Source organism: Caballeronia hypogeia (genome assembly GCF_001544875.2).
GTDB lineage: Bacteria > Pseudomonadota > Gammaproteobacteria > Burkholderiales > Burkholderiaceae > Caballeronia > Caballeronia hypogeia.
Genome location: NZ_FCOA02000007.1, coordinates 92,215 through 109,876 on the forward strand (window position 1 = coordinate 92,215; position 17,662 = coordinate 109,876).

Below are 17,662 nucleotides of genomic sequence, written 5' to 3' on the forward strand. Positions count from 1 at the left end.
TAGCGACACATGCCACCGCTCGCTTATGCCCTCATCGACTTGCCGTCGCACGAAGCGAAAACCGTCACGCGGCACGCTGGCGCGTTACCGCGATCGCATCGTCGAGATTTTAGGTGAGGCGCGCGGTCAGCGCGTCATGATCCGCTCGATTCATCCCGACGGGCGCGAGCGACTGACGGCCGTCAAGCTGGCCAATCTACTTCCGCTTGAGAGCCAGTTGTTTTGATCCGGCCGCGTGCATTCGCCCACGCCTGAAGTCTCGAGACGTCAAGACACGTCGACCGCGCCTTGAAGGCCTTACCGGTGGAGAACTTGACCGTCATCGCGGCGGCGATCTCGGCAGCCTCGCCGGTCAAGGCCCGCGAAGCGATCGCGAAGCAGCGAGCGAACTCGTCGGCAGGATCGGACCGGTCGGTCGTCCGTCGATCACGCGTCGGCAGCGGCAGTAACTTCCGGGGAAGACGCGAAGCTCAAGGCGATGCGCCTGGCGACGCCGGCTGCAGATATGCAATCAGCATCTCTTGACTTGCAACTCAGTCTCCGCCTCGATGACCGACGGTTCGCTGTAGTCCCGTCCGACAAACGCTTTCAGGGTGAACCGATTGGAAACCGGGTAGTAACCCATTGCGGCCAGCGTGACGTGGAAATCCAGCGCGTCCACATCGGCCCGGAAATCCCCAATGGCTGCCCCGCGCGCCAAAGTCGCGCGCACCAAGTCGATCACGGGCGAAATCGCCTCGGTCAGTTTGGGCGACCGCTTGAGGTACCGCCCTTCATGCAGATTTCCGTTGTTGATGAGATTCAACCACCTCGGATTCGCCCGGAAGTAATCCCAGATGAAAGCAAGCGTTCGTATCGCGGCGGCAGGCTGCAGTCCCGCGAGGTCAAGGCTCACCTCATGACGCGCGAATTCCGCATACATCGTCTCGAGGACCGCGACGTACAGGCCTCCCTTGCTTTGGAAGTAGTAATAGAGCATCCGCTCGTTGCTATCCGCGGCCGTGGCAATGGCGTCGACGCGGGCCCCCGACAGTCTGCAAGTTGAAAACTGTTGTGTCGCCGCCCTCCAGGCTGCACCGACGCGTGCCCCCGGGATCTCTTCTGGTTCTCGGCTCGTTCATGGTCGTCGCCTCCGGCGATGCTGGATACACGTGGATTATGCGCGCGGCGCTCAAGGGTGGCCGTGGAGGCGTCCGGAGTCAGTTCCACGGTGCCCGAGACTTATATTACAAAACTTTCAAGCGTGATAATTGTTATTATCACGCTTGCGTTTAATGGGTAAAATCAGGTGGTAGAGCATCTACGTTCGGCCCAGACGGGCCTCCAGGCAACGAAGAAGCCCGCTCAACATGGCCAACAAGCCTCAGACCGTCACCAAGAGCCGCGCCATGTACACGCGCAATCACTTCGCCGCGCTCCGGGCGTACGTGCAGCGCATCCCCGCGTCGACGATCGCGCGGCTGTATTTTTCTGAGGACGAAGACGGCAACGAAGCGACGCCGGGCTGGGTCGAGTCGTTTCTGCGGCGCATGCAGACGGAACTGGTCGAATTGGCGCTTCAGCACGGGTCGTCGGTCCTTGCCGATCACCTGAAGTCGTCGGCGAAGGCGCACGGCAGCGCGCGTCTGACGGCGGTCACGCTGAAGATGGTCGAGCAGGCGGCGCTGTTGGCCGTCGCCAGGCCCGAGCCGACGCACGGGGTCGGCATGTGGTTCCGGCCGCTGGTCGCCCGACGGCTCAAAGACGCGGGCATTCACACGCTGGCTGAATTGGTGGACTTCTGCAACCGCCGGGGCGGGAGTTGGTGGCGAGCGGTTCCGCGCATTGGGCCCGGGCGCGCACAGCGGGTCGTGTCGTGGCTACGTCAGAACGAGGACGCGATCGGCGCGCACGTCGGCGCAGACGTGTCGGTCGACGATCCGCTGTCGGCACCAGAAAGCGAACTCGTAACGATCGATACGGATTCGGGCGTTTTGGCACCACTGGAGCGCGTGCGGCTGCCAAGCGAACTCTCCGGCGCCGGCGGCCTCAACCGCCACGCCAGCTTCCCCTACATCGCGGCGCATAACGACCTTGAGGCGGTCCGCGCTTACCTGCACCGCTACCGCGAGCAGCCCAAGACCCTGCGCGCTTACACGAAGGAGCTGGAGCGGTTCCTCTTGTGGACCGTGACCGTCAGGCGCAAACCGCTCAGTTCTCTGCTGGCCGACGATTGCGAGGCCTACCGCGACTTCCTCAAAGCGCCCTCGCCGCCCTTCGTCGGCACACGCCAGTCACGAGCAAGCGGTCGCTGGCGACCGTTCGCGGCCAACGAGCTGAGTCCTGAAAGTCAGCGCTACGCGGTCCGTGCGCTCCGGGCGGCGTTTGCGTGGCTGGTCGACGTCCGCTATTTGGCAGGCAATCCTTGGACGGCCGTATCGGACCCCGTGGTGGTTGAACGAGAGAACGTTCTGAAAGTCGAACGCGCCCTGCCCGCCGAGCTTTGGGCGCGCATGCGTGGCTATATCGACAGCCAATGCAAGCCCGACACGGCGACCCATTGGCGATCGGTGCGCGTCGCGCTGCTCCTAGCTGCCGACTCGGGCCTTCGCCGCGAAGAACTGGCGGGCGCGCGCAGGGAACGAATGTCGCCGACCACTTACGGGGACGGCGACGATGTCGTGTGGCAATTGTCGATCATCGGTAAGCGAAACAAGGAGCGGACCGTGCCCGTCAGTCCCGCCACCATCGAAGCGCTGGCGGCACACTGGCGCGATCGCGGCGAGGATTTCGAGAGCGCAACGGCCGGACCCCTACTCGCGCCGATTTTCATCCCTCCAACAGAGCAAGCGCAACGGAAGCACGCCGACGGGAAGCCGCTGGGGTATCACGTGAACACCGTCAATCTATTAATGGAATGGGCTAGAAAGCGAATCATCAAAGGGATGCCGGATCTGTCAACAGACGACATGAAGTTGCTGGCCGGCACGTCGACGCACTCTTTCCGCCACACCTTCGGGACCCACGCCGCTGCGGAGGACGTGCCGCTGGACGTCGTGCAAAAGATCCTCGGACATGCGTCGTTGCAGACGACGTCGATTTATGTCCAGGCTGAGAGGCAGCGGATGCTTCGAGAAGCGGCGTCGTTCTACCGCCGCCCTAGAGTCGACACTCCCGGTGAGAGTTGAAAAGTGGCGACCGGGTCTCAGGGAAAGGAGAATGCTGTTCAATGCGTTACCGCTTTTAAGTGCTCTATCACCTGCACCATTGCTGCGGCGACGAGCGCCGTGCGGATTACTTCAGGTCTCGTTCCCAGTCAGGACGGGGCTGCCCCTGGCCCTCATTCCCGCCAGTCCCCTTCTAAATGACTGCTGAGCGGTAAGCGCGTCGAAGATGCCGCGAACACGGTACTTCCAAAAAATCAACCGTTGGATCTCAGCGTTGCACCCTGGTGGGAAGTTGAGAAGCCTCGTTGCTGCATTTGATAATAGTTGATAATGGTTATAATACTACGGTGACTTGCCCCGGAGGGTACAACCATGATCAGTGCAGACCTTGGACAACAGCTTGAGGGCTACATTACCAAGCTGGTCGAGACGGGACGCTACGGCTCAAAAAGCGAAGTGCTCCGCGAAGGCGTGCGACTCATTCAGGATCGCGAGACACAGCTTGCGGCGCTAGATGCCGTGATCGAGCGAGGCATCGCCGATTCAGACGCGGGTCGAGGAAAACCAGCCGAAGAAGTGTTCGACCGGCTGGAAGCCAAGTATCAGGCGATGGTGAATGGCAAGGCATGATTGTTCGCATCCTGCCCGGAGCCGAGGCCGAGCTTGAGGCCATCGGCGACTACATCGCCCGCGACAATCCACGCCGTGCCTTGAGCTTCGTTCGCGAGCTGCGTGACAGGTGCATGAGCCTCGCAGACATGCCCCTCGCCTACCCGCTCGTGCCTCGCTACGAAGATTGCGGCGTGCGACATCGCGTTCACGGCAGCTACCAGATTTTCTATCGCGTCACCGGGCGGCCCGAGCGCGTCGACGTCATTCACGTGCTGCATAACGCCAGGGACATCGCCGCTATTCTTTTTCCATAGCCCCACAACCAAAAAAAGCCCAGGACGAGTTAAGTGCTGGGAAAGCCATCGGCTACGCCCGGTGGCGGAGGTGCTAATAAGCAAACTGGCCGTCTGCGGTATCCCGGCAGCGGCCAGTTCTCTCTAGCGCGAGCCTGTTGGCTCGATCGGTCGATTAGTGACCGAAATAGACCGGAGCGATGCTATTGCCGGTGTGAGCCGGGCCGCCCGATGCCGATGCAGTGTCGGCGACGCCACCGTAGCTGTTCTGGCCGCTTTGTGCCGCGACCTTGGTTTCGGCAGCTTGGATCTGCGCCGGGTACGTCGTGCGATCCATGCTCGGGTTGTAACCAGCCCGTGCAAGCTGAACCAGTTCCGCCTTCACTTGCGCGCGGGTCACCGATTGGCTCTGAGCGAACGCAGAAGCTGCCGGGATAGCGAGTGCAGCGGCGACGATGAGAGTTGCGAGTTTCATGATGATTACCTCCAGATTTTGTTCTTCGCAAACAGCCCTGTTTGCGTTTCGGTAATCTCAGTATAGTTAGGCGTTTGCTTAAGATTAACAAACGATCGAACAATAAATCGTTGCTTTATTCGGGATAACCCTAGCAGCCCACCCTGGCCTTTTCGATGGATCGCATGATGACCGGACGCGCTAAATTGCCGGCGGAAGCGCTCGCGGCTACTTCGTTCCGCAGTTTCACCGGTGAAACTCCCACTCGGTTGCCACTGCTCTCCGCTAGCGTGTCCGTTCGTTGCTTAGTGTAAGAGGCGGAGTTTCTCTAGCGCGACGAGCTGACCGTGCCCCTCCTCCCGCCAACAACTCCGCGGAAGCGCTGTACTTCTAACACCGGCCGTGGACGTCCGCGTCGCGCCTGTGTAGCGGCTCCAAAGCAGCCTGAGTTCGTGGTAGCTGACGGGCAGGAAGCTCGGAAGAGACATAGCGAGAGGGCTGACGTACTGTATATATATACAGTAGTTTAACCGCAATTGTTTCCGAGGTCATTCGCCCGCCCGGGTTTGCGGGCGGCAGCGTCAAATTCAGTATATCGACTTTCTGTCAACGCTTTTTGCGGACCGAGACTGAACCGACATGCCGTTTGAATCTCATGTTCATCACAGACACCTGCACTAGTGCCGCCAACTCGTCAGTGCCAACCATCAGTTCTTCCGTTTCCGCCAGCCCCACCCTGAATTCAAAGACCATAGCCGTTGGCTCACGCCGAACAACGAGTTCAACACCCTGTTCGGGGCGCACCTGCAACAGCGTCGCCACGATCTCGTCTGTCGTGCGGCGTCGCGGAGTCAGCAACATTTTCTCCGCGCGCGTCGCCAGTTCGCGCGTGCCGATTGCTTTCTGGATCCTGACTAAGATATTTCCAAGATCGAACGTAATCGGCGTCAGTTCGAAGAGTTCGAGTACCTGAGGGGGCAAGTCCGAGATCGCGACAGCTTTTAGCACACGGGCTCTACCCCAGCCGGTGATTGCTTCAGCCGACCTTGTCGAGGTCCAACGCCCTTCGGCAAGTCCTCGCTTGTATTCAGAAGCGAGCACTAGAGGCGGAAAAGCTTTCGGCGCACGTACAGGCGAAGAAGGCTCCTTACCGTCCAGCATATCGACGATTTGACGCCAAGTTTTACCTCGGGGATCGATATGTAGCGCCTGTTCCGAAAGGCCATCCTCGCCGTGCTTGCGGGCAAGCCGACAAAGCTCCCTTGCCGTTTGATTAAGAATCCCAGCAACATTGAAGAGCGAAAGTACCGGTTCAGGAAGCTTCGAGACACCTACTGCTCTGACGAGGATTTCGGCTGTTACCTTGGGCCGAACCGGCGCCAGCGCTGCGACCGCATCTTTTTGTGTGTTCCAGGCGCCACCGAGCCCCGAGTGGTAGAGCGCAGCAAGAGCGAGGGGATCTCGCGATATTGGGGCATCTGGTTTGTCTGTCATTTCTTCCCTACTGATACTTTGATCGAATCGACTGGGCGACAGGCTCCCGAAGTTATGAAAGAAGGCAGTTTTGCACCGCTTTTCTTTATTCGCGTCGAGCTTCTCTTTGTAGGCTCCGCAACGCGGCTCGATGGCCGGCCGGCGTCCCAGCCCTCCGAAATCTGACGTAGATCACGGAAACATGCTGAACGAATAGTCGCTCGCAGGTCGGCTCAGCCCTCTAACTCTTGGCTCCAGACTTCGATGAGTTCTTTCATTCGCTCGGCAAGCCGCTGCTGGGCCTCCCCTTGGACGCCGACGAGACTGAGTTCCGTGCGACCATCTCCAAAAAGCTTCATCTCGCCTAAGGCGACTCCGTCGCCTCGTTTGAACTGAACACGGGATTGGTAGTGGGTGCGTCGTGGGCCCCCGCGCTTCGTTGGCGCATCGGCAGCCGCGACTTGCTCAAGTCGTCTCACACTTGCTCTCCCTTCAAGGATCTCGTGCAGCCAATGCTCCGCTACCGGCTGTCCTGCTCGCTCGAGGATGAGTTTGAGGTTGTAAGCATGTGCCAAGCCGACAGACTTCGGGAAACGCGCCATCTGCGTCAAGAATGAGGTTGGCAGACTGTTCAGTAGGATGACTTTATTTACATGCGACGGAGCCTCTCCAACTGCGGCGGCCAATTCCGAATATTCGCGATATATGCCTTCCTCTAGCAGACGCTTCCACGCAACCGCGTCGTCGAAAACTGTTTGCTCGTCGCGTTCTTTATTAGCTCGATATGCGCGAAGATAGAGCGTCTGCTTCTCTAAGGTTTCCTCGCAAATCTCTGCATCAATGAATTCGTCCCCCCGTGACTTTCCCGCCCTGAGTCGCCGTTCACCGTCGATGATCACAAATTTCCCCGGAAATTCCGGTAGTCGCGTGACCTTGATCGGTTCTAGTTGACCCTCTTGCTCGAAGCTCCGTGCCAAACCTTCGATTGTCTCGGCGTTATAAAAAGAGCGCGGGTTGTATGGGTTCGATACTGCCTCAGAGATTTTGATTTTGAACCGGCCTGATGGTCGGACGATCGGTTCGGACGCTTTTCCGATCACGTTGACAGCCTCCCGCCGTGCAGTTTCGGCGACGTCATTCTTCGCAAGCCGCGCCTCAGCGGATTCTCTCTCTACCGCCATTCCGGCACGCACACGACTCGTTAGGTTCAGCTGTTTAGCCATTAGCCATTACCTCAGCGTTATCTTCCGCGTTCAGCAATTCAACGATCTCTTCGTAGAGCGAGTTGATTTCCTCTCGCGCCGGTTTCACGCCGCGCACCCCGCGAACATCAAACACGGTACGCCCGAGAGCCGCGGCCTGAGGATAGACTTCGCGGTGACGGACGTTAGTCTTCAACAGAGACACGTTGCTCTCTTTCAGTACATCGCTCATCTGGCGATGTAGCAATGTTTTCGAATTTGACTTACTTACGAGTATTGCGAACTTACCTTGAGTATTGTGTACACGGGTTCGTTCAATTAGCGCCATCATGCCTTCGCTGCTCCACAAGTCCAAGGGAGAGGCGTTTGTTGGCACGATGGTCGCGTCAGCGACCGCAAGGACACGCCCCGTTGTCAAATCATCAATGTTGGGTGGGCAATCAACGATAACGATTTCGTAATCGTCCGCAAGCCGCCCGATCTCGTTCCCAATATTTTTCTCAAGCTTCCGTACGGCACCAACTCTGAAGGGCAACGGAGTACTCGGATCTGCAGTGGCCGCCCAACTCATGCATGACTGCTGCCCGTCGGCGTCAGCAACGAATACCTTGTAGCCCGCCGAACTAAAGGCGCCCGCGAGGTTCATGGTGGTCGTAGTCTTACCCACCCCGCCCTTTTGATTTGCGATTGCGATCACTAAACCCATCTGGTCCTCCTATACAGCAGCATTTATCAGAGTGCCGAACCACGTATATAACGGTACTGAGCCATTCTAGTTGGCGACCGATGAGAAATCTAGAAGTTACTTTAACTTGCGAGTACGCAATAGCCAGAGACGATCGACGTCGCAATTTGATCAGTTGAATCGGCCGCCCGGCTGGAGGGCCGAGGTTGGCAACGTTAGTTCGGCCTTAAGTGCAGCCGACAATCTCGACGTTGGTGCGGTGAAGGTGCCAGGCAGGACGGCAAGTCAGAGCGCCGCGTGTCAGGAGCGTTTCGTCTTAAAAGAGTCGCTCTCGCGCGTCTTGGATTCGTCACATCTGCCCGGTGGTGCCGTCGGCAATGCCGGCTACCACGTGGTAGCGCGGATCATCCCCATCTCGCCGCTGCAGTGCGCGCCGACCTGCCGATCTAATGTGCGGCACGCTAATGTCGCCTACCACTGGTAGGCGGAGTAGCTTCATCCTTCGTTACCACAGCATCCGCGCCGATCCGCCGTTCTCACCTACCACGTGGTAGGCGCCTCGTCCCATCTACCACGTGGTAGTGCAGCCTTGAAGGCTACTGTCGAATCCAACGATGATTCTGCTAGCAGCACCTAATTTAACTGCTTTGATGCCCGATTCCGCGATTGGGCGGAATGGCTTCATCCTTAATTACAACAGTATCCCGCCGATCCGCCGTTCTCATCTACCACGTGGTAGGCGCCTCGCCCATCTACCACGTGGTAGTGCAGACGTAAGGGCTACTGTCGATGCCAACGATGATTCTGCTACCACGTGGCAGCACCTAATTAAACGTACTGCTTTGATGCCCGATTACGCGATTTGGGCGGAGTGGTTTCATCCTTCATTACGACGGCATCGCGCCGATTAGCCGTATCGACCACGTGGTAGTGCAGCCTTGCAGGCTACTGTCGACGCCAGCGATGAATCTGCTACCACGTGGTAGCACCTAATACGAACGTACTGTTTTGATGCTTGATTACGCGTTTTGGTAGGAAAGGGCTGCGCACGACGGACCAGCGGCGAACCGATTATCTTCCCGAAGAATTCACGAGATCGCGTAAGCGCTCACCCGAACCCCGTTTCACAACCCGATAGAAATTCGTCGTGTTGATGCGGAATCAAATTGCATTGATCCCGCACTGCTCAGTAGATCGCGAATAACATTGAGAATACGACGTACTGGTGAAATTATGTTTATATGTCATACGCGATCAGTTCGTTTCAGAAAGTCCACAAAGCTCGCACGAGCGAGCGGGTGAGTAACATCCGGCGCGCTGCCAGGTGTAATCTTCCTTGCCTGTCGGAAATGCTTGCCTTCCGGGGATCCTAAGAACAGATCCCATAGCGCTTGTTTTTCTTTTTGCTGGAGCGAGGTCCAATACTCGTCCATCTGATTTGTTTGACTCTTTCGTACCTCGCTTCGCTTCCGCTCGATTGCTTCCTCGCGACGCTGAGCATCCTCCAGTTGAGCCGCCTGCTGGCGACGCTCCCGGAAGACTGCTAGCTCCGCCTTCTCGCTGTTCGTCAGTAGGTAACGGTCTTCTGTGTCCCGGAGAGCACTCTTAAACAGCGATTGCCAGTTCTTGACCGGAGCTTTCTTCTTATTTAGTACATAGCGAAAGAGCAGTACATCGGCAATGGCTTCAATGCGTTCAATCGGAAAAGACTCCGCGATCTCTTTAACTTGCTTCTGATTCAGCCCAAACTCTTCCCGAAGTTCCTTGTATCTTCCCGGGTCAAGATACGCGCCTTCGAGCGCCAACTGACTCTTTGGATTTTGTACTATGACGAAATTCAACGACGTGACGAAGCGCTTTTCGCGGCCATATCTCACTGATGCGAAGATGTCTCCCAATAATTCGAGCTCTGCCAGCGCAGGTTGGATGACTCGCATGCTAAGCCGCTTGAATTCGAGGTACTCATCATCAGCAACGCCCATACGTTCGCGAAACTCGCTGAGAGTCATATATCCGGTTTCCCCCCGCCAGAGATTTTCACGGAGGATCTCGTACAGGCTTAAGGAGTACTTGCTCTTGAACTTCGCATTCATCCGCATCGAAACGTGGTGGTACCGATCGGGAGCAGCATATAGCTTCAGGAGAAATGCTGGAATCTTGTAGTGCAGTGTTGTCCCTTCGATCAAAACGTCCTGGACCATTTGAGTGGAAAACCAGCGGTCACCGTCTGGTATTTGCATGAGCGACTGCTGCATTTCAGTCAGTGACTCTTTCAGGTAGGAGTAGTCGTTCACGTTGTGATCGACCAGCCAGGACAGGTAATCCAATGACACCGAAAAAACCTGCTGTGTCGTCATCGTCGGGCGGGCGACGAAAATCAAAGCGTTGTGCAGCTTGCTCTGAAGTAACTTCAATGGATTAACGAAGCGGACCCGTTGGCTGACCTTTTTTAATAGGAGTTCCTCCTTGATCTGGACAATCGGAGTTCCTTCCCGGAACAGGTCGAGGCTCTGTTGGAAATTGCGGCGACCTTCTGACTCGTTACTAAGATAAAAGCGCGTCATATCTCCCGACGATAGACGCTCTAAAAGCTTAGCCTCATCCTCAGCGGTGAGCACATCGGCGACATCGCCGCCGATGTGCGCAAGGGAAGCCCCGTCCCCTTCGTTCCAGTCAATTGCTTCGACAATTTCGTGCGACGAGGCAGCCACGTCAGGCTGCTCCACGCCTTCAATCACTCGCGCACGACTGCTTCTTTTGCTCTTTTCGTTCATACGCACTCCGACGCCCATATGGGCGGTAATATGCGTCGCTTTAAGCCCCATGTCAAAAAATTATCCGTAGTCTTTGAAGAGACACAGGAGAGCGGCCCTATTTTTTTCCCCTATAAACGTAGTCCCCTGGCGCGCCTTCGACCGATTGGCCTCGTGCAACCTCGGTCGTAGCTTGCACGCTTTCCCCGGTTCGCGATCGCCGCCACCCCAGAAACGTAGTCCTGGAATTGTTGCCGGAATTGTTGGACGGAGGCAACGTCCGCCCAGTACAGGATCATGCGAAACGTCCGCGACTATAGGGAGGGCAGAGCGGACAAGGACTACGGTTCTAGGGCGTGTTTTCAGTTCTTCCGGGTGACGCCTAAGTACCGTCAACTCGGCCTCTGCAGGAAGCACGGCTGATCGGGCCGATTTGTGATTGAGAGGGCATGAAGCCTACGTTTATCTGGGACCCCACGCGTCAAGACTACCTTTATAGGGCGGTTGGCAACAAAGATCCCCATAAACGTAGTCCTTTCCACAGCTCAAGCGTGCACGCTCCCTACGAATGTGGGCCTCAGGCAGTCGTACAGGCGTTGTGGTGGAGACATTCTCAGCAAACTGCTGAAAGCACACGCCCCGAGAAGACTGAGAGGTATCTGATGTGGAAAACTTTCAGACGATTCGAATCTTTAAGTAGAAGAATCTAATCTAATCGTTTACGCCGCCTAAATACTTGATTTCGCAGTGAAATCAAGATGGTAGGACTACGTTTATACGTTACAACCGCACGACAGATGTAGTTCAGGAGTTCAGGACTACGGTTTTAGGGCTTCTCAGGTCCACGTCTGTCGGGGTGTAGGACTACGTTTGTTCGTTAGGTCTACACCCATAGGTGTAGACCTTCGCCTTGCACCGTTGAAGGCTGGTCGCGGCAGCCAGGACCGGCAGGCGGCGAAATGAACAGTTCGGCATTGAAAAAAACGGCCCGAAAGCAAGCTGATGCTACAAAGCCCGGGCAGCCGACGGCGGATGCCACTCTGCCTTTTGGCATTAAGACTACAAATATTTGATATCTTTGTGCCGCCGAAAGCTCCGACTTGTGCGTGCGCCGTCCAAGGGCGTGGAAGAGGTATATCCAGGCCCGGCTTCGACGAATTCGGCGGCAACCCGGGATGAGTTTGCATTACTGACCGCTCTGCACGGCCTGCGGCTAGCTACTCTTCAACGGCGCCCAGCGCTCAACACCGCGGTCAGATTCGGTACACGTTAGGACGATACTGCAGTCGTTGCGTCAATCACTACGTGAAAGACAGTAGTGATACGCCCTGGTGCTGTCGAAGGTCGAGGTGATGACTGCTTGGTGACGGAAGAGCGCTATCCGGATAGCGTTGTTGTTTGATTGCTGATGGAGTTAGGTGACTGAATTCAAAAGGGAAAGTCGTTGTTACAAAACCTGCCGTTTAGTCACCACCCTCTTAAACGGCAGGTTTGCTTTCGTGTAGATTACGTGTCGGCTTTGTCATCGCACGTTTCACGACACCTGAATTGAGGAAAAGCTATACATTTTTACGCGTCATTCCCCGAAACGGCTGCTATCCGGATAGCGTTGCCGCAAGGGGTGGCCATGGGGTCGTGCCTACAGAAGCCCGCAGTGCAATGGCGCACAAAACTCATCGTCTTTCGGGCTAAAAAAGGACGCTCGCGCTGTTTCAATGGTGACCATTCCAAAGGGTTGCCATGCGTCTTTTTAAGAACAAGCGTCGGGCCGCGCTGTCCACGGCCCCCGGCTCATACGCCGAAGAAGATCCAAGCAGGGTGATTTTCGAGACGAGCACAAGGCTCAAGCTCGAAGCTAATCGCTGGATGCTGATTTCGTTCGGCCTCGCTGTCATCGCGGCCGGCGCCGTGTGGACGCGGCAACCACCGCCTTCGGTCACTCGCGTCGTGGGCGTGTCTGCCGACACCGGCGGCCATCCCATCGTGACCGAGCTTGTCGCCTATAAGCCCGACTCGCAAGCGGTGAGAACGACGGTCAAAGACATGGCCGTTCGTTGGTTCACGATTGAGCCGGTGTTGTCGGACCGCCTCGAGACTTCGCGCATGACCGCGAACATCAACTCGGTGAAAGCGCAAATGATAGGCGCGGCAGCCGGTCAGTTCCGCGACTGGCTCAAGGCCGACACACCGTTCCAGCAGATCACGGCCAACCCCAAACTGATCCGCGAAGTCGACGTGCGCAACATCGCGTTGCTAGAAGACTCGACTGTACTCGTCGAATTCACGACGACCACCTCGCAGGCTGGCGCCACGGGCAAGCCGGACGTGAAGTCGTACGCGCTCACGCTGCGCTATCAAATCGTCGCACCCACTGCTGAGCAGGCGCTGACGACGAACCCCTTCGGCATCTTCATTCCGTTTTTCCGCCTTGAGCGGACCGCATAAGCATGACCGCAACCATTTTCAATAAACGGCCGGTCATCGGCATGTGCCTCCTCGCTGCGTGCGCGGCGCTCTTTGCTCAACCGGCTGCGGCCAAGAAAGCCGCCAGCGATCCGGCGTTCAATGCCGCGATGGTCGCGGGCGACCCCATGAGCCCGATCAATCCGTTTAACGGCGGGGCGGCCCCCCTGACGATGCCGGGCGACGCGCGCATCGGCGTGTTTCCGTACAGTCGCGACCAGATCTACCGCGTTCTGACCGCGCCGCTCAAGCTAACGACGATCGAGCTGGAGAAGGGCGAGAAGCTTATCGCCGACCCGGCGATGGGCGACAGCGTCCAGTGGGAGGTCGACGACGACAAGATGAACCACGTGTTCATCAAGCCGCACAAGGCTGACCTCGTCAACACACTGCATCTGACGACGAATCTGCGCGAGTATGACTTCACGCTCATCGCCTCGCCGGCGGGCGGCATGTTCTATCAAACCGTGCGCTTTCAGTACCCGCGCGCGCCGATGGCACGCGTCAGCGCACGCGATGACGCGACGGCCAACGGCAGCCGCGGTGGTGCCGATTCGGGAAGCATCAGCGTTGCGCCGGACAAGCTGAACTGGGATTACAGCGTCGAAGGTCGCGCCGAGTTCACGCCGGAGACTGTCTTCGACGACGGCCATGCGGTCTGGATGCGCATGCCTGCCAAAGCGCAGGAGTGGCCCGTGCCGTTTATTCTCGACCACGGCGATCGCGTCGTCGCGAACTTCATTCGCCGTGGAGACTTCCTCGTCCTCCAGCGTCTCGCCGACGAGATCGTTCTGCGTTCCGGCAAGGACGAGGTCACGGTGACGCGCGGCCGCCACCGCTTGTTCGGGGTATTCTGATCGTGGCGAAGAAACCGGACTCGGCTACGCCCAGCGCGGAGCAAGAAGCACTCGTCAAAGGCAAGACGCCGCGCAACGCGACCATGAGCATCGGCATTCTTGCTGCTGTCGTGATCGGAGGTCTGGGCTTCTACTACCAGCTACAGGCGACAAACAAGGCCGACGAAGACGCGCGCATCAAGAAGGCGAGCGCGCTCAAGTCGAGCACGGAAGCGCCCACTGCCGCGAACAACAACGACATCGACCAGATGATCCGTCAGCAGCGCGACGCTGCGGCGTCGGAGGCTGCCGCGCGTGCCGCATTTGAAGCAGCGGCTCCGAAGCCCGCCGTCAACCCGATGCTGACCGGCGCCGACTTCCAGGAAGAAGTCAACGGCTCGGGCACGGACACGCGCGAGCTTTCCCGCCGAGCGGCGCAAGACGCGATCTATACGTCGTCTATCTTCAAGCAGGCCGGCGCGTCGCGTTCGGCGAACCAGGCGACCGGCGCACTGCCCGCTGGCGTTCCTTCGTTAGATGAGGTGCGAGCTGCTCGGAACGCTGCGGGCGCTAACACGCCCGACGCGATGGCGCTCGCCTTGGCCAAGCAGGGACAAGCGCCCGAAGATCGCGACCGCGCGTTCCTCCGAGATGCGGCTTCCCAAGGCGGCATCGAACGCACGACCTTCAATGGCCGGTCGACGGGTTGCACGTTGACGCCGCCCCATGTGATCCATGTGAAGACGGTCGAGGGGCTGAACTCGGACAAGCCGGGTCGGGTGTCCTTGATGGTTGACGAGGATGTGTATGACAGCCTCCGCGGCGACTGCTTGATGATCCCAAAGGGCGCGTTCATCAATGGTATGTACAGCGCGGACGTCAAAGTTGGCCAAGAGCGCCTGCTGGTTGCTTCCACGAGTCTGCGTCTGCCCAACGGGAAGAGCGTGCCGCTCAACGGCATGCAGGGTGCCGACCAGAACGGCTACGCCGGGTTCTCGGGCGATGTGAACAACCACTTCCTGAAGATCTTCGGCGCGGGCTTCATTACGGCGATTTTGCTGAAGGCGTTCGACAGCAGCTCGCAGACGGCGACAACGGCGACGCCGAACGGAGTCACTACCTATGGTGACACGGCGGGGCAGGTCGCGGCAGCGACGGCCCAGACCGTCATGCAGCGCAACCAGAATATCCCGCCGACGATCACCGTTGAACCGGGCCAGAAGTTTCTGGTGCAAGTGACGCAGGATATCGTCATGGAGCCGTACCATGACTAAGGCGTTGGCCGCTGCCTGTCTGTCCGTGATCGCGTTGGGCGCACACGCGGCGACCATCGATTCAATCATCAGCCCAACTCGCATCGTCGTTGATGACGGTGTGAAGCGCGCCATCGTCGAGTTGCCCGGCGAGCCGGTCTACGCATGTGGACTGAAACCGTTTCTGGCGTGGGCTAATCGATTTGAGGGCCAAACGGTCGAGGCCGCGGCTGGCGGTGTTGCGCTCAGCATCGACGGATCGCCTGTCACCCTCGAAAGCCTGTTTGTGAAGGCGGGATGGCTGCGACCCGGGGCCCTTAGCGATGACGCTCAAGCGAGCATCACCGAGCGCCGCGGCGGTTGGGCATGTGCCTCCGCTCAGGCGCCGTTCGACGCCATGCACACCTCGGTCGATCCGAAGATTCTGGCTGGCATCGCGCTCAACGAGTCTGCATACAACGGTCGCGCATGGCCGTGGACGCTGAACGTCGCTGGTCGCGGTTTCTTCTTTCGCACCCGCGAAGACGCGTATCGAGCGGTCCGCTACCTGATCAGCAACGGCCGATCGGACTTTGACGTCGGCATCATGCAGATCAACTGGGGATACCACAGTAAGCGCTTCACGAATCCTTGGGATGCGCTCGCGCCAGCAACGAATATCCGCGTGGCCGAAGACATTCTCAATGAGAACTACCGCCTCACGCATTCCGCTGTGAAGGCCGTCGCGTACTACCACAGCGCCAATCCCGCCCCGGGCCGCGAGTACCTCGCGCGCTTCGTGAAGCACCTCTCTCAAATCGAACGCGGTCTATGAAGCACACGCTCTCTATTCTTACTCTGGCGCTTGCCGCAGTCACGCTTAATGCGGCGGCGGCCGGCACCGACCCGCTCGACTTTGACTACGAGATCGCGGGAAACGTGCTGGAGCGGCCCGCGCTCGTTTTCAACGATGGCAGCGACACCTATTTTCAGCCGCGTGCCGGTCAGTCGTTGCGCGTGGACGGTGGACATAGCCAAGGACCGTACATCGTTGTGCCGGGCACGCCCGAAGTGATCCGTTACTCCGCGGGCGGCTCGAGCGCCACCGCTTACTGGAAGAAAGCCAATCGCTTCATCGGCGACAAGGCGCGCGGCGACACGCCCTCTGGTTTTACTGGCTTCTCCGGCCGCCTCGCGCTGATTGGTCCGCGCAGCAGCCTCGAAAGTACCCGGCCTTTGAACGCGACGCTGCCGCTGGCCCAACTGGTCAAAGCGCTCGTGCCGCAGGGATGGACGGGCTCGGCACAGAAGGACATCGATCTGACGACCTCGGCGAGCTTCGGCACGCGTGATGGTGAGAACTGGATGCAGTCGCTCGATCGGCTCGTGGCCGCTTCCGACTTGTATGCAGACGTCGACTTCAGCGCACATCACGTCACGCTGCGCCGCTCGGCTCCGCAGTCAGTGGCCGTCAACTATGTTGCGCCTGTGTCGCAGGTCGCGGCAAGTCCTGCTGCTGCGTCGTCGGGGGTCACTCCGGTTGCGGACCCGATTGCCGATATCGCGAAGAAAGCCGACACAGACGCACCCGCCGCATCAGAGTCCATCCTTGCCGCGAAGCTTGGCGCGTTGGCGATCCGTGATGGTGACGACAGCCACATACAAATCAAGTTTTCCGCCAAGCCTGCTGCGGAGTTGAAGGTGACCGGGCAAGACGGCAAGTCGCTGCGCCCGAAGTGGGATGACGCGACCGGGGTCGTGACGTTTAACCGCGCAGAGCGTTTCACGATCTCCAACGGCGCCGACAAGGTCGAAGTCGCCCGTGTCGCCGGAACCGTCTATGAGTTCGACACCGCGAACAAGGCCGCTCTGCAAAGCGTGTTTGAAGAAAACGGCTCGACGTTCTTCAAGTTCGCCGACACCGTCGGCAAGGTGACGGTCGCCGACGTGGCGCACATCGGTTCGGGCGAGCAGAAGGGCCGCTATTACAAGTTCAACGGCACCGCCGACCAGTTCATCGTCAATGCCGACGGCAACGTCGTCAACGTGCTGCGCAAACACGACGTGCGGTTCTTCGATCGGCCCGCGTCATGAACCGAATGATCTACTTCTCAACGCTGCTTTGCGCGGCCGTATCGCTGCGTGCGCGTGCCGATTGTCTTGACGATGCCGCCCGCTATCACCGCGTGAGCATTCAGGTAGTACGCGCTATTGCGCAGCAAGAGTCCGGGATGCGGCCGTACGTAACGAGCCGCAACACGGATGGGAGCGAGGACATTGGGTTGATGCAAATCAACTCGTCATGGCTTCCGAAACTGGCGCGCTTTGGAATCAGCCGCCAACACCTGTTCGACGCCTGCGTGAACGCGTACGTGGGCACGTGGATCCTGGCTTCAAACATCAAGCAGTTTGGTCCGACATGGAAAGCGGTCGGTGCCTACAACGCCGTTTCCTCGAACAAGCAGCTCATCTACGCCAATAGCATTTACCGCCGCCTGCAACGTACGAACTGA

At 58.5% G+C, this 17,662-nt stretch carries 14 protein-coding genes and 1 pseudogene; 9 read left to right on the top strand and 6 right to left on the bottom strand.

What is annotated here, in order from left to right:
* Nucleotides 1-470 precede the first annotated feature (470 nt).
* A pseudogene (locus AWB79_RS13395) lies at nt 471-1,121 on the bottom strand (TetR family transcriptional regulator).
* Between the two features lie 228 nt (nt 1,122-1,349).
* On the opposite strand from AWB79_RS13395, the gene AWB79_RS13400 reads away from it, so the two are divergent.
* The 3 genes from AWB79_RS13400 (at nt 1,350) to AWB79_RS13410 (ending at nt 4,072) form a co-directional block, all read left to right on the top strand.
* Nucleotides 1,350-3,167 (top strand): site-specific integrase, encoded by a 1,818-nt coding sequence (locus tag AWB79_RS13400; RefSeq protein WP_061167912.1) that lies wholly within the window; start codon nt 1,350-1,352, stop codon nt 3,165-3,167.
* A 351-nt stretch (nt 3,168-3,518) separates the two neighbouring features.
* Nucleotides 3,519-3,776, top strand: a complete 258-nt coding sequence (locus tag AWB79_RS13405; RefSeq protein ID WP_061167913.1) for a type II toxin-antitoxin system ParD family antitoxin — start codon at nt 3,519-3,521, stop codon at nt 3,774-3,776.
* Complete coding sequence (locus AWB79_RS13410; protein WP_061167914.1) at nt 3,773-4,072, top strand: type II toxin-antitoxin system RelE/ParE family toxin; 300 nt, start codon at nt 3,773-3,775, stop codon at nt 4,070-4,072. The genes AWB79_RS13405 and AWB79_RS13410 overlap by 4 nt, the downstream gene beginning before the upstream one ends.
* A 154-nt stretch (nt 4,073-4,226) precedes the next feature.
* Here AWB79_RS13410 and AWB79_RS13415 read toward each other — a convergent pair whose 3' ends face one another.
* The 5 genes from AWB79_RS13415 to AWB79_RS13440 all read right to left on the bottom strand — a co-directional run bounded on the left by AWB79_RS13415 (nt 4,227) and on the right by AWB79_RS13440 (nt 10,639).
* Nucleotides 4,227-4,526 carry a DUF4148 domain-containing protein gene (locus AWB79_RS13415; protein WP_061167915.1) on the bottom strand — a complete coding sequence of 100 codons (300 nt, stop codon included), beginning with the start codon at nt 4,524-4,526 and terminating at the stop codon, nt 4,227-4,229.
* 585 nt (nt 4,527-5,111) lie between these two features.
* Nucleotides 5,112-5,999 (bottom strand): hypothetical protein, encoded by an 888-nt coding sequence (locus AWB79_RS39480; RefSeq protein ID WP_157695764.1) that lies wholly within the window; start codon nt 5,997-5,999, stop codon nt 5,112-5,114.
* A gap of 212 nt (nt 6,000-6,211) precedes the next feature.
* A complete protein-coding gene (locus AWB79_RS13430; protein ID WP_061167918.1) occupies nt 6,212-7,201 on the bottom strand; it encodes a ParB/RepB/Spo0J family partition protein in 990 nt (329 codons plus the stop codon).
* The gene (gene parA / locus AWB79_RS13435) at nt 7,194-7,886 is read right to left on the bottom strand and encodes a ParA family partition ATPase (RefSeq protein WP_061167919.1); all 693 of its coding nucleotides are present in this window, start codon (nt 7,884-7,886) and stop codon (nt 7,194-7,196) included. The genes AWB79_RS13430 and parA overlap by 8 nt, the downstream gene beginning before the upstream one ends.
* Nucleotides 7,887-9,109: 1,223 nt before the next feature.
* Nucleotides 9,110-10,639, bottom strand: coding sequence for a replication initiation protein (locus AWB79_RS13440; RefSeq protein ID WP_157695765.1), 1,530 nt, complete (start codon nt 10,637-10,639; stop codon nt 9,110-9,112).
* A gap of 1,719 nt (nt 10,640-12,358) precedes the next feature.
* On the opposite strand from AWB79_RS13440, the gene AWB79_RS13445 reads away from it, so the two are divergent.
* Genes AWB79_RS13445 through AWB79_RS13470 form a run of 6 tightly spaced genes read left to right on the top strand, consistent with a single transcriptional unit; the run spans nt 12,359 to nt 17,662 of the window.
* Nucleotides 12,359-13,063, top strand: a complete 705-nt coding sequence (locus AWB79_RS13445) for a VirB8 family type IV secretion system protein (protein ID WP_061167921.1) — start codon at nt 12,359-12,361, stop codon at nt 13,061-13,063.
* Nucleotides 13,064-13,065: 2 nt separating this feature from the next.
* Complete coding sequence (locus tag AWB79_RS13450; protein WP_061167922.1) at nt 13,066-13,938, top strand: TrbG/VirB9 family P-type conjugative transfer protein; 873 nt, start codon at nt 13,066-13,068, stop codon at nt 13,936-13,938.
* A 2-nt stretch (nt 13,939-13,940) separates the two neighbouring features.
* Nucleotides 13,941-15,191, top strand: coding sequence for a TraB/TrbI/VirB10 family type IV secretion system protein (locus AWB79_RS13455; protein WP_061167923.1), 1,251 nt, complete (start codon nt 13,941-13,943; stop codon nt 15,189-15,191).
* Nucleotides 15,184-15,984: a transglycosylase SLT domain-containing protein gene (locus AWB79_RS13460; protein ID WP_061167924.1), complete on the top strand. Its 801-nt coding sequence runs from the start codon at nt 15,184-15,186 to the stop codon at nt 15,982-15,984. The genes AWB79_RS13455 and AWB79_RS13460 overlap by 8 nt, the downstream gene beginning before the upstream one ends.
* Nucleotides 15,981-17,243 carry a TrbG/VirB9 family P-type conjugative transfer protein gene (locus tag AWB79_RS13465; protein WP_061167925.1) on the top strand — a complete coding sequence of 421 codons (1,263 nt, stop codon included), beginning with the start codon at nt 15,981-15,983 and terminating at the stop codon, nt 17,241-17,243. Before AWB79_RS13460 ends, AWB79_RS13465 begins: the two co-directional genes overlap by 4 nt.
* Nucleotides 17,240-17,662 carry a lytic transglycosylase domain-containing protein gene (locus AWB79_RS13470; protein ID WP_061167926.1) on the top strand — a complete coding sequence of 141 codons (423 nt, stop codon included), beginning with the start codon at nt 17,240-17,242 and terminating at the stop codon, nt 17,660-17,662. Before AWB79_RS13465 ends, AWB79_RS13470 begins: the two co-directional genes overlap by 4 nt.

Excerpts from the sequence above, each read along its gene's own strand:
- AWB79_RS13450 (WP_061167922.1), top strand. The coding sequence starts at position 13,066 with ATGACCGCAACCATTTTCAATAAACGGCCGGTCATCGGCATGTGCCTC.
- AWB79_RS13445 (WP_061167921.1), top strand. The coding sequence starts at position 12,359 with ATGCGTCTTTTTAAGAACAAGCGTCGGGCCGCGCTGTCCACGGCCCCC.
- parA (WP_061167919.1), bottom strand. The coding sequence starts at position 7,886 with ATGGGTTTAGTGATCGCAATCGCAAATCAAAAGGGCGGGGTGGGTAAG.
- AWB79_RS13405 (WP_061167913.1), top strand. The coding sequence starts at position 3,519 with ATGATCAGTGCAGACCTTGGACAACAGCTTGAGGGCTACATTACCAAG.
- AWB79_RS39480 (WP_157695764.1), bottom strand. The coding sequence starts at position 5,999 with ATGACAGACAAACCAGATGCCCCAATATCGCGAGATCCCCTCGCTCTT.
- AWB79_RS13400 (WP_061167912.1), top strand. The coding sequence starts at position 1,350 with ATGGCCAACAAGCCTCAGACCGTCACCAAGAGCCGCGCCATGTACACG.
- AWB79_RS13410 (WP_061167914.1), top strand. The coding sequence starts at position 3,773 with ATGATTGTTCGCATCCTGCCCGGAGCCGAGGCCGAGCTTGAGGCCATC.
- AWB79_RS13460 (WP_061167924.1), top strand. The coding sequence starts at position 15,184 with ATGACTAAGGCGTTGGCCGCTGCCTGTCTGTCCGTGATCGCGTTGGGC.
- AWB79_RS13430 (WP_061167918.1), bottom strand. The coding sequence starts at position 7,201 with ATGGCTAAACAGCTGAACCTAACGAGTCGTGTGCGTGCCGGAATGGCG.
- AWB79_RS13465 (WP_061167925.1), top strand. The coding sequence starts at position 15,981 with ATGAAGCACACGCTCTCTATTCTTACTCTGGCGCTTGCCGCAGTCACG.
- AWB79_RS13440 (WP_157695765.1), bottom strand. The coding sequence starts at position 10,639 with ATGAACGAAAAGAGCAAAAGAAGCAGTCGTGCGCGAGTGATTGAAGGC.
- AWB79_RS13470 (WP_061167926.1), top strand. The coding sequence starts at position 17,240 with ATGAACCGAATGATCTACTTCTCAACGCTGCTTTGCGCGGCCGTATCG.
- AWB79_RS13415 (WP_061167915.1), bottom strand. The coding sequence starts at position 4,526 with ATGAAACTCGCAACTCTCATCGTCGCCGCTGCACTCGCTATCCCGGCA.